A 10661-nucleotide genomic window follows, 5' to 3' on the forward strand; every position below is an offset into this window, starting at 1 on the left:
CTCGCAAGCTTTACCGTCGATCGTGATCTTTGCCATTTTAAACCTTAGAAATTTCGGCTAGTTCGAAATTATAACCGCCAAAGCCCTGCCCGCCCGAGCCCAAAAGCGCAATCGTGCCCTTTAGCTCCTCATCCAAAATAAATTCTTTTTCCAAATTTAGGTGCGGCGTTTTGATGCGAACACGATCGCCGCCCTTGATCTTTGCGACCATGCAAAAATACCTTCCGCCGATGAGCCGCTCGTCCGCATCGTGTTTGAAAACCACGGCGCCGTCGAAATTCTCAGGTTCTTTAAGGGGGCTTAAATTTGCCCCCTCTTGTGCACCCAAGTCCGCTCGCTCGCCGCGTAAATTTAAAATTTTAACCCCGAACTTCGCCGCTATGAGAGATAGAAAGGCTTTAATATTCCCCGCATCGGGATGGGTTTTAATAAGCGCATCGTCGATCAAAAGCGCGTCGCAGCCTCCCCGTAAAAACTCCGCGATCTGTTCGATCTCCTCCTCGCCCACGCTGCTTTCGCCGCTTAGATACTCCAGATCCAGCTCTGCAAAATAGGACTCGTCGCAAAAACTAGCGCAGACTAGCGCCAACACGAAGCTTTGCGCGCCGATCTCGCATTTTATCAGCTCGCCCGGAAGATGCGGATCTTGCAGCGGCGATACGCTTAAAATTTCAGCGCTCTTAAAACCTTCCGCAAGCGCGGGATTTTGAAGGCTAAGCAGCGACGCGAAATTTAAAATTTTCATCCTCTCCCCTTTTTGGCGACGACCATCCAATCGACTTGGTTATAACGTATCGAGCTTAAAAGCGTGGAATTTAGCCCCTCCACCAGATCTGCGCTTTTTTGAACCGCGCTGAAATCGCCTATCTCAAACATAAAGATCATCGTCTCGCCGCGAGCGGAATTTTTTAAAATTTCGCCCATGCGGTTTAGAAATTTATCGCCCAGATGCCTCAAATCGTAGCGTTTCATCGATCCACCTCGCCTAAAATGATATTCGTGCTGCCGATGATCGCCGCGGCGTCGGCAAGATACTGCCCGGGTAAAATTTCTTCATAGACCGCGCAGTGCCAAAAGCTCGGCGTGCGGATCTTAAGGCGGTAGGGGCGACTTTCGCCCATCGAGCGGATATAAAATCCAAGCTCGCCCTTAGGGCTCTCGCTCGCGGCGTAAATTTCGCCCACGGGCGGGCGCAAGCCCTGCGTAACCAGGACGAAATGCTGCATCAGCGAGTAGTTTTGCGTCATGATCTGCTCTTTGCTCGGGCTTACGAAACGCGGATCGTCCGTTAAAATTTGCGGATCGCTTAGCAGATAGTGCTTCGCGCACTGGCGCAAAATTTTAAGGCTCTCGCGCATCTCCGCCATATAGCACTTATATCGCGCGTAGCAGTCGCCCTCGCTCGCATACGGCACGTCGAAATCAAGCTCGTCGTAGATCAGATAGGGCTCTTCCTTGCGGATATCCCACGCATGCCCGCTAGCGCGCAGCGTCACTCCGCTACAGCCGCAGCTAAGGGCATCTTCGTGCGAGATCACGCCCACGCCCTCGGTTCGCATCAGCCAAATTCTATTGGTATCAAGCATATCTTCAAATTCTTTAATATCGCTCGGGAATTCGTCGCAAAATTTCAACATCTCCTCTATCCAGCCGTTAGGCAGATCCAAAAAGACGCCGCCGATTTTGATATTATTGTGCGTGAGGCGCGCGCCGCAGTATTTTTCTATCAGATCGAGTATGTATTCGCGCGAGCGAAAACAGTAGAGAAATACCGTCATCGCGCCGATATCAAGCGCGTGCGTACCCAAAAACAGAAGGTGCGAACTGATACGATTGAGCTCCAGCAAGATCGTGCGGATGATCTGCGCGCGGCGCGGCACTTCGATGCCGCAAAGCTTCTCAACCGCGGCGCAAAAGCCGTAGTTGTTCGAGCCCGATGCGACATAATCGACGCGGTCTGTTACAGGAACGAATTCCGCGTAGATCATATTTTCTGCCATCTTTTCGATGCCTCGGTGCATATAGCCTACGCCAGGGCGGGCACGCACGATGCGCTCGCCGTCAAGCTCCAGCACGAGCTTTAGCTGGCCGTGCGCGCTTGGATGCTGCGGACCGAAATTTAAGATCATATTCGCGCCCTCGCGCTCGTACTCGATGTTTTCGAAAAACGGTCTTAGCTTGCTTGGATTTTGCATTATTTTCTCTTTGTGATGATCTTGTAAATTCCGCGTTTAACGCGTTTTACAAAACGCACGCCGCCCTCTTCTTGATATTCTTGTAAAATTTTCTCTTGCGGCCGCGGCTCGCCGTAACCGCCCTCGTGATAGAGCCGCGTAAAGTTAAAGGTATCTTTTTCATCCACGAATGCGGAATTTCGGTTTTCTTCGCCGATCCGCTCACGCGCGCCGACCCCAAAAATTTTATCCACCTCGTACCACTTGGCAAACTCGTCTCCTTGCAGCGGATAGGACTTCAAAAGCGGATGTCCGAACCAATCATCGGGCATTATTAGGCGCGCTAAATTTGGATGATTTTCAATCCAAACGCCCATCATATCGTATAGCTCGCGCTCCGCCCAGTTCGCGCTTTTGTAAATACCCGCAGCGCTTTGTAAAAAGCTCTCATTCGGCACGAAGCACTTTAGCCGCGCGCGGCGCGCCCTTTTGATATCCAAAAGCTGATAAAAAACCTCGATGCCGCCGCGAGCCTCGGTAAAATCCACTCCGCTTAGCTCGCATAAAATTTCATATCCGGCGCTCTTAAGCGCACGCAGCGCCGCTAAATTTTGCGCGGGCTCCACGTAGAGCACGAGGGTGTTAAATTCCACGTACGAGTTTAAAATTTTAACGCCTTCAAGCGCGTCCAGATCATCTTTAAAATCGCTCGCGCTTGCGTCTAACTTCTGCGTCTCCTCGGGGATGAAAAATCTGTCTTTGTAGTAATTTTTTTTACTCTGATCGCCTTTGGGATTAAATTTTCTCATCAGATCAGCCTTTTTGCCTTTTGCGCGCGGCGCGGGGTTTGGGTGCGGATCTTTTTTTGTAGCACCATCATCGCAAACTGCAGCGTCTCGGGACGAGGCGCGCATCCGGGCAGATAGATATCCACGGGCACTATTCGGTCGCAGCCCTGCACGGTGGCATAGGTATTAAACATCCCTCCGGTATTAGCGCAGCTACCCATACTGATGACCCATTTGGGCTCGGGCATCGCGTCGTATAGGCGGCGCGTAAACTCGGCGTGCTTTTTGCTAAGCGTGCCCGCGATTATCATCACATCCGATTGCTTGGCGCTTGCGCGAAATATCGTACCGAAGCGATCGAAGTCAAATCTGCCCGCGCCCGCCGCCATCATCTCGATCGCACAGCACGCAAGCCCATATGTCATCGCCCACAAGGAGTTACTCCTGCCCCACGCGATCAGCTTATCGACGGTGGTGAGAACTACGGGGAGCCCGTTTTCGCGCGCGTAGTTTATCTTATGCTCTGCCAATTTAGCGCTCCTTTTTTCCAGGCGTAGATGAAACCGATGCCTAATAATACGATGAAAAACGCCATCTCTACAAGCCCAAACACGCCTAAAATTTTAAAATTTACCGCCCACGGAAACATAAAGATAATCTCGACGTCAAAAAGTATGAAAAGCACGGCTATCAAAAAAAAGTGGGAGTTCATTCGGTTAGGCTGTTTGACGGCCTCGGGTCCGCTTTCGTAAATTTCGCCCTTTAGCCGCTCATCGCGCCTGTCTGCTAAACGCGAGCCTACCAAAGAGGATAGTTTAACGATGAGCGAAAAGACGCAAAAAGCTAGGATTAGCATTACGAATATTCCGAAATACGGGCTTTGCAGCGGAATTCTAGACATTTTTCGCCTCGGTTTTAAAATTTAATGTGGATTGTAACGAAGTATTGATTTAATAAAGCTTAGCGCGCGCCACTAAATTCGCTTTTAAAATTAAAATTTATATACCTCGCCCGTGCGATTTAGTGGGGATTAAGGCGCGTGTGGTAAAATTTCGCGGATTTTAAGGGAGAGCTATGAAATCTAGCAAGATAAGTCTCATTTTCTACGGCATATTCTGCGGCGTAACAATCTATTTTCTTATCTGGGGATTCGGTTTTATAGGAAGCGGCGATAAAATGCTATTTTTAGTTTCGGTATTTTTGGGCATCTTTATGGCCTTTAATATCGGCGGAAACGACGTGGCAAATTCCTTCGGCACTAGCGTCGGAAGCGGCACTCTTAGCATCGCGCAAGCCCTTTGTATCGCGGCGGTATTTGAAGCAAGCGGCGCGGTAATCGCAGGCGGCGAAGTAACTTCGACGATCCGCAGCGGCATAATCGATCTTAGCAAAATGGACGTGCATCCTAGGGATTTTATCTATGTAATGATGAGCGCGCTTTTTGCGGCGGGGGCATGGTTGCTTTTTGCCAGTAGAAAGGGTTTGCCTGTATCTACTACTCATGCGATCATCGGCGGTATCGTGGGTTCGGGACTTACGCTAGGCGCCCTGCTTAATACCGCAGAGACTTCCGCATTGTGGCTTGTGCAGTGGGATAAGATCGGTAAAATAGCTATCTCTTGGGTACTCTCGCCGATTTTGGGCGGCGTGATCTCTTTTGGAATTTTCTGGCTCATCAAACATTATATTTTGGATTACAACCGCTACGCTCAAATAAAGATTGACCGCATAAAGCGCGAAAAAAAATCCCTTCGCAAGCTGCATAAAAAGACCTTCGAGACCCTGGACGACATTCAAAAGATCGCCTATGCAGAGGCGCTAAATCATGATATTTACGCGATGCGCGATCCAGATTTTGATCCAAGCGAGCTGGATAGCGAGTATTACAAAAAGGTAATCGAACTTGACGCGAAAAAAGAGAAGCTAAAATCCCACAAAGCCCTAGAGTACGGGATTCCAGCCGTAGCCGGTATCGGAGCCTTCGTAATCTCGGCGATGCTGATATTTAAGGGGCTGCATAATCTAAATTTCGGGCTTACGAATTTTTACAACTACCTCATCATCGGTATGTCGACGCTAATTACCTGGCTTTTGATGTTTATTTTCGCTAAAACCCTGCGCCGCTCAAATTTAAACAAATCCGCGTTTTTGATGTTTAGCTGGCTGCAGGTGCTCACTGCTAGCGGCTTTGCGTTTTCGCATGGCAGCAACGACATTGCAAACGCCGTGGGTCCGTTTGCCGCCATCATCGATACGATGGCTACGAATAGTATCAATCCTTCCACTCCCGTGCCGCAGCAGATTATGATAATGTTCGCAGTAGCCCTCATAGCGGGGCTTTGGTTCATCGGCAAAGAGGTGATCGCCACCGTAGGCACCAATCTTACCAAAATTCACCCCGCTTCGGGCTTTAGCGCCGAGCTCGCAAGCGCCGTCGTCGTCATGGCGGCATCGGTGCTGGGGCTTCCGATCTCCTCGACCCACGTGCTAATCGGCGCGATTTTAGGCATCGGCTTGGTAAATCACAGCACGAACTGGTCGCTAATGAAGCCGATCGGGCTAGCGTGGATCATCACCCTACCCGTCTCGGCGCTGCTTTCGGCGTTTGCCTTCGTGCTTTTGCGCCACGTATTTTAGGCTAAATTTAAAAATCCGCTCTCTGAAATTTTAAAATTTCGCAAATTTCTACGCAGGCTAAATTTTAAAATTTTACGGCGCCGAAGCGAGCAAATTTTGCAGCTCCTCTTGCGGCGAATCACAGCGCAAAACTCGCTTCCAGCGACACAGATATCGCCCGCACGCCCTGTAAAATTTAATAAAATTTTAGCTACAATCGCCCTTTTAAATTTAGGAAAGCTATGAGTAAATTTGAAATTTTAAGATCCACCCTTGCCGTGATGATGGGCTACGTACCGCTGGGGCTGGCGTTTGGCATCTACGGCATCAGCCAAGATCTGCCCGTCTGGGCACTGGCGCTAACCTCGCTGCTTATATACGCAGGCAGCGTGGAGTTCGTGCTGATCGCCTTCATCGTAACCCACGCCTCGCTCGTAGATACCTTCGTCGTGGCGTTTTTGCTAAATTTTCGCCATTTTTTCTATACGATGTCGCTGCTGGACGAGCTGCGCTTCGTGCGTCATAAAATTTACGCCGTGTATGCCCTTACCGACGAAACCTTTGCGCTGCTAAAAGCGCGCGCGTTTTTGCGCCCCGAGGAGCTTAGCGGAGAACAGCCCGTAACGCCGCAAAGATTAAAAGAGCTTGATCTGCTCTATAATCTAACGGCGGTTTTAAATCAATCCTACTGGGTTGCGGGCGTAGTTGCAGGGGCTGTTTTGGGAGCAAGCTTAAAGCTTGATTTTAGCGGGGTCGAGTTTAGCCTGACTGCGCTTTTTGCGATGCTGACCTATGAGGTTTTCAAAGCAAATCCGCAATACAAAGTGCTATTGCTGGGCTTTGCCTGCGCGTTTGCGGGGCTTTTTATCTTTCCTACAAAATACTTTTTATTCGGCACTCTGATTTCTGGCACTGCGGTTTTGCTGCTCTTTCGTAAATACTTCGAGCGGCCTTCGCTCGCGGGACGCAGGCTGCGAAAATTCCTGAAAAGGAGCAGGTAGTGGAAATTTTGCCCTATATCTTTCTGGCCTCGCTCGCTACGATTTTGACGCGATTTTTGCCGCTGCTGCTTTTTAAGAAAAAGACCGCGAGTCCAAATCTGGCGTATCTACAGAAAAACTCCGGACTTTTGATAATGGTCGTTTTGACGATCTATGCACTTAAAACTATGCTGCCTAGCTTTTCGGGCGAGCGGGCTTTTAACGCGGACGTACTGCAAACGGCGGCGCTGCTATTTTGCCTGATTATGGCGTTTGTCGTGCATGCTAAATTTCGCAATTCCCTCGTTACGATAGCTCTTCCTACGCTAATGTATATGGCGGCGCTGCGCTTTTTATTAAATTATTGATAAATTTATAAGTTAGTTTTTGATAAACTTCAAAAGTTAATTTTTAAGTTTAAAAAAGGTTAAAGTTTTATGAATTTTATCAGTCAAATGGTGCATAGCTTCGCTAAAAAATATGCCGCCGAAACTATGCAAAAATCCCTATACAACTCCCTTAGAATCAACATCACGCAGGAAAATATCGCTAAAATTCCAAACCCCGATAAAAAATATATGCTCTACATGCACGTGCCCTTTTGCCACACATTTTGCCCGTACTGCTCCTTTCACAAATACGCCTACGAGCGTGGTGCGTGCAAGGTGTATTTCAGCGCGCTGCGCACCGAGATGCAGCGCACGAAGGACGCAGGCTACGACTTTGAGACGCTTTATGTAGGCGGCGGCACGACGCTCATCGACGAGGATGAGCTAGCACGCACGCTGGAGCTTGCCAAGTCGCTTTTCAGCATCAAAGAGGTTTCGTGTGAGAGCGATCCCAACCACATCGAGCCTGAGAGCTTGCTGCGATTTCGCGGGCTCATAGACCGCCTAAGCGTGGGGGTTCAGAGCTTTGATGACGATATTTTACGCAAAGCTTCGCGCTACGACAAATTCGGCTCGGGCGAAATTTTGCAAGAAAAGCTATCCCGAGCAGTCGGAATTTTGCCGATTTTAAGCCTGGATCTGATCTTTAATTTTCCGTTTCAAACTCGCGAAATTTTACTTCGCGACATCGAAGCGGCAAAGGCGGTGAAGCCCGAGCAGATCACGCTGTATCCGCTGATGAAATCGCCTTTGATGCGCGATCAAATAGCGCGGAGCCTAGGCGTTAGCAATGTAGACCGCGAAGAGGAGTTTTACTCCATCATCTGCAAGGAATTTGCGAGCTGGCACCGCAGCAACGCATGGGCCTTCGCTCGCGAAAAATCAAATATGAGCGACGAATACGTGGGCACAAACCACGAATACGTAGGCATCGGAAGCGGCGCGTTTAGTTTCTTAGGCGGCAGGTTGCTCGTAAATGCGTTCAATCTCGAAGAGTACGCAAGCAGAGTGCAGAAAAACGAAAGCACCGTCATCGCCACCTGCGATTTTAGCAGATCCGAGCGCGCGAAATACCTCTTTTTGACCGAGCTTTTTAACGGTGAGATCGACATCGCTAAATTTAACTCCGCAAACGATCTAAATTTGCGCCGCGAACTAGGTAGAGAGCTTAGTCTGCTAAGGCTTGCAGGAGCCGTGCGGATCGAGGGTGAGATCATCCGTACGACGGAATTCGGCGCATATCTGTGCCTTGTTTTGATGAAGGAATTTTACACCGGTATGGACAAGGTGCGCGCGGCGTTTCGCGACGATGCCAAGATCAAGCGTGCAAAACAGCTCACCATCATGGACGAAAGCGAATCCGCCGCAACCGGCGCGGCAAAAAGCGAGATAGCGTCGTAAATTTTGCGCCAGACCGCTACTAGCGCTTGGACGCACCCGCGACTTGAGCGCAAATATCGTCTGGCATTTAAAACACAAACGAATTTTTGATTTCAAAATTTAGGAAACGCCGCAATGAAACGTAGAGGAATTAAACTATTCATTTTATTTCTGTTTTTTGTCCTTGTATTTGAGCTCGTCGGCAATCTTTTTAATTTCGGCCGCTTCCCGTTTCATAAGAGCTGCGAGCCGTTTATGATGATAAACCGATATGGTAGCGGCGATTCAAACGATAGGTGCATAATGCAACTTATGGATGAAAATCGAACGGCCGATCTTTTCTTATATTACTTTAAAACCAAATATAATCACGAAGAGCCATTGTCTGAACTGGACGAAAAAGCTATAAAATTTTTAAATATTCCAAACTCGAAGATAATCACCGTAAATAAAGATGGCGTAGAAAAGAAATTTCTAATAAGCGATTAAATTTAAATAGCAAAGAAGCCCTGCTTCAATTGTAATATCAAAGCCTAACAAATCGAGAATTTTAAAATTTATAAAATTAAAGGAGGAGCAATGAGTAATCTAAAACTCATACAAAACTGGTACGCTTCCAAATGCGACGGAGAATGGGAGCATGAATATGGCCTTACGCTAGAAACGGTCGATAATCCCGGTTGGTGGATTGAAATCGATGGCGAGAGCGGGAAAAAGCCGATCAAAATAAATATCGATAGAGATGACGAGGATTGGTTTTTCATCAATGCCACGGAAAACGAACTCAAAGGAAGTTGCGGAGCCGAGAATTTAGAGGAATTGTTGGAATACGTGGTAAAATGGCTAATGGATTAAAATTTAGCAAGACAAATAAAGGAGCTTAGATGATCGAAGTCGAGATAAAAAACGAATCTTGCAAAAAGACCGAAGTTACGCTTGCAAATATTGAAATTGTTAAGGACGCCGTAAAGGAATTCGCCTATAAAAGCTTTAAGGGCAGCTATCTGTTTTTTGATATTTACGGCGAGATAGATAGGGATTTCCGCGCACTTGGAGCAATCGGCGAAGGAGATGAAAACAATATCGTAAAAATAGATCTTAAAAAATATGAAAAAAGCACCGTGGGCGTCACCGACATATCGCAAGATATAGAGGGCGTGGAATTCTGCACCTATTTCAAGCTGGATCAAAGTAAAATTTTAAAGCAAATATTATATTATATAGCCTATGAAAGATTTGAAGGCGGCTATTACGCAAAGGGTAAATTTATAGGCAAAAACAGCGGCGATCTTGTTTTTATCGGCATCTGCGGCGATGTAAAAAATTGCGCCGAAATAAAGAGCGTCGATTTAGATGAAATACTAAAAAGTATGCCCAAGCTCTCGGAATCAAATAATTTTTATATTAGCGAGTTTATATGAGATCAATTAAACGGATCGATGAGGTAAATTTTATATCGCCAACCGATTAAATTTAAAAAGGAGATACTATGAAATTTAAAATTTTAAAACCGAATGAACTATACGGCTGGGTTTTTAACAAAGATGAAGAACTTTATAAGGCTTTAGGATTTGATTGCTGGATGGATTCGTTTATTCGCATATTAGCTCAAATTCCCGGTACCAGAAAAAAAGATATTTTGGATTACATTGAATATGAAATCTTTGATTGGTACGAATGGTTTGAACTACATTGGATTATCCAAAGCGACTATAAGCTAGCGGACGAAGATAATCCTGAAATTTCAGCCTATCCGACATACGCGGGAGAGTATTTCGGAGTAATGGGTCAGCTGTTTTTAGGGGGTATGATAGACTTCGGCATAGAGGGCGAAAATTTAAGAAAGAAATGGGCTGACTTCGATACGAATTTATCCAAGATCGATCTAGGTATGTCGCTTTATGAGAAGTGGGTCTATTTTAGAGATAATTTCTTTTTTGGGTATAAATTTTTAGAGGAGGAGAACATAACTCCCAAAGCAGAGATAACTTGGAAGAATCCCGATACCTGGAGTAGATTTAGCCACTGGATGTGTATGACTAAGGCGGGCAAAGAGTATCGTGATAAAATTTTAAAGCCGAGGCTTTATGAGAAGTATAAGGATGTGGTTATAGAGGTGTAATTTAGTGATTACAAATAACGAAAATTTATTATGGACATATTTAATCTAGCAAGCAAAAGGGGCTTATATGACTATCTTACCAATATCAACCTTCGACAATGATTTACAAAGAGGCGATATTATAAAATTTAACGACGATGAGCTTATGGTCTGCGACGAGCGATGTTTCTGGACAGAAAATCCTTGCCTTTTAAATTTAAAAGATACCAGAT

Annotated in this window: 14 protein-coding genes; 8 read left to right on the plus strand and 6 right to left on the minus strand. The window is 46.8% G+C overall.

Going from position 1 to position 10661, the window contains the following annotated elements:
* Positions 1–37 precede the first annotated feature (37 nt).
* From Q0369_RS06740 to Q0369_RS06765, 6 genes are read right to left on the minus strand one after another with little or no spacing between them, the layout of a single operon-like run.
* A complete protein-coding gene (locus tag Q0369_RS06740) occupies positions 38–745 on the minus strand; it encodes a hypothetical protein (protein ID WP_298097698.1) in 708 nt (235 codons plus the stop codon).
* A complete protein-coding gene (locus Q0369_RS06745; RefSeq protein WP_298097701.1) occupies positions 742–972 on the minus strand; it encodes an NADH-ubiquinone oxidoreductase subunit E family protein in 231 nt (76 codons plus the stop codon). Before Q0369_RS06745 ends, Q0369_RS06740 begins: the two co-directional genes overlap by 4 nt.
* Positions 969–2195, minus strand: a complete 1227-nt coding sequence (gene nuoD, locus Q0369_RS06750) for an NADH dehydrogenase (quinone) subunit D (protein WP_298097704.1) — start codon at positions 2193–2195, stop codon at positions 969–971. The genes Q0369_RS06745 and nuoD overlap by 4 nt, the downstream gene beginning before the upstream one ends.
* Positions 2195–2983: an NADH-quinone oxidoreductase subunit C gene (locus Q0369_RS06755; protein ID WP_298097707.1), complete on the minus strand. Its 789-nt coding sequence runs from the start codon at positions 2981–2983 to the stop codon at positions 2195–2197. Before Q0369_RS06755 ends, nuoD begins: the two co-directional genes overlap by 1 nt.
* Complete coding sequence (locus Q0369_RS06760) at positions 2983–3492, minus strand: NADH-quinone oxidoreductase subunit B family protein (RefSeq protein ID WP_005869772.1); 510 nt, start codon at positions 3490–3492, stop codon at positions 2983–2985. The genes Q0369_RS06755 and Q0369_RS06760 overlap by 1 nt, the downstream gene beginning before the upstream one ends.
* Complete coding sequence (locus Q0369_RS06765) at positions 3474–3863, minus strand: NAD(P)H-quinone oxidoreductase subunit 3 (RefSeq protein WP_005869774.1); 390 nt, start codon at positions 3861–3863, stop codon at positions 3474–3476. Before Q0369_RS06765 ends, Q0369_RS06760 begins: the two co-directional genes overlap by 19 nt.
* Before the next feature lie 173 nt (positions 3864–4036).
* Here Q0369_RS06765 and Q0369_RS06770 point away from each other — a divergent pair, with 173 nt between their 5' ends.
* The 8 genes from Q0369_RS06770 (at position 4037) to Q0369_RS06805 (ending at position 10449) form a co-directional block, all read left to right on the plus strand.
* Positions 4037–5599: an inorganic phosphate transporter gene (locus tag Q0369_RS06770; protein WP_005869776.1), complete on the plus strand. Its 1563-nt coding sequence runs from the start codon at positions 4037–4039 to the stop codon at positions 5597–5599.
* 221 nt (positions 5600–5820) lie between these two features.
* Positions 5821–6579 carry an AzlC family ABC transporter permease gene (locus Q0369_RS06775; protein ID WP_298097710.1) on the plus strand — a complete coding sequence of 253 codons (759 nt, stop codon included), beginning with the start codon at positions 5821–5823 and terminating at the stop codon, positions 6577–6579.
* A complete protein-coding gene (locus Q0369_RS06780) occupies positions 6579–6926 on the plus strand; it encodes an AzlD domain-containing protein (RefSeq protein WP_298097714.1) in 348 nt (115 codons plus the stop codon). The genes Q0369_RS06775 and Q0369_RS06780 overlap by 1 nt, the downstream gene beginning before the upstream one ends.
* 69 nt (positions 6927–6995) lie before the next feature.
* Positions 6996–8348, plus strand: coding sequence for a coproporphyrinogen III oxidase family protein (locus Q0369_RS06785; RefSeq protein WP_298097716.1), 1353 nt, complete (start codon positions 6996–6998; stop codon positions 8346–8348).
* Positions 8349–8462: 114 nt separating this feature from the next.
* Positions 8463–8816, plus strand: coding sequence for a hypothetical protein (locus tag Q0369_RS06790; protein WP_298097719.1), 354 nt, complete (start codon positions 8463–8465; stop codon positions 8814–8816).
* 90 nt (positions 8817–8906) lie between these two features.
* Positions 8907–9182 (plus strand): Imm53 family immunity protein, encoded by a 276-nt coding sequence (locus Q0369_RS06795; protein WP_298097722.1) that lies wholly within the window; start codon positions 8907–8909, stop codon positions 9180–9182.
* A 29-nt stretch (positions 9183–9211) separates the two neighbouring features.
* Positions 9212–9748: a hypothetical protein gene (locus Q0369_RS06800; RefSeq protein WP_298097725.1), complete on the plus strand. Its 537-nt coding sequence runs from the start codon at positions 9212–9214 to the stop codon at positions 9746–9748.
* 68 nt (positions 9749–9816) lie between these two features.
* The gene (locus Q0369_RS06805) at positions 9817–10449 is read left to right on the plus strand and encodes a hypothetical protein (RefSeq protein WP_298097728.1); all 633 of its coding nucleotides are present in this window, start codon (positions 9817–9819) and stop codon (positions 10447–10449) included.
* Positions 10450–10661 lie beyond the last annotated feature (212 nt).

Origin of the sequence: uncultured Campylobacter sp. (assembly GCF_938030685.1) — a bacterium.
GTDB lineage: Bacteria > Campylobacterota > Campylobacteria > Campylobacterales > Campylobacteraceae > Campylobacter_B.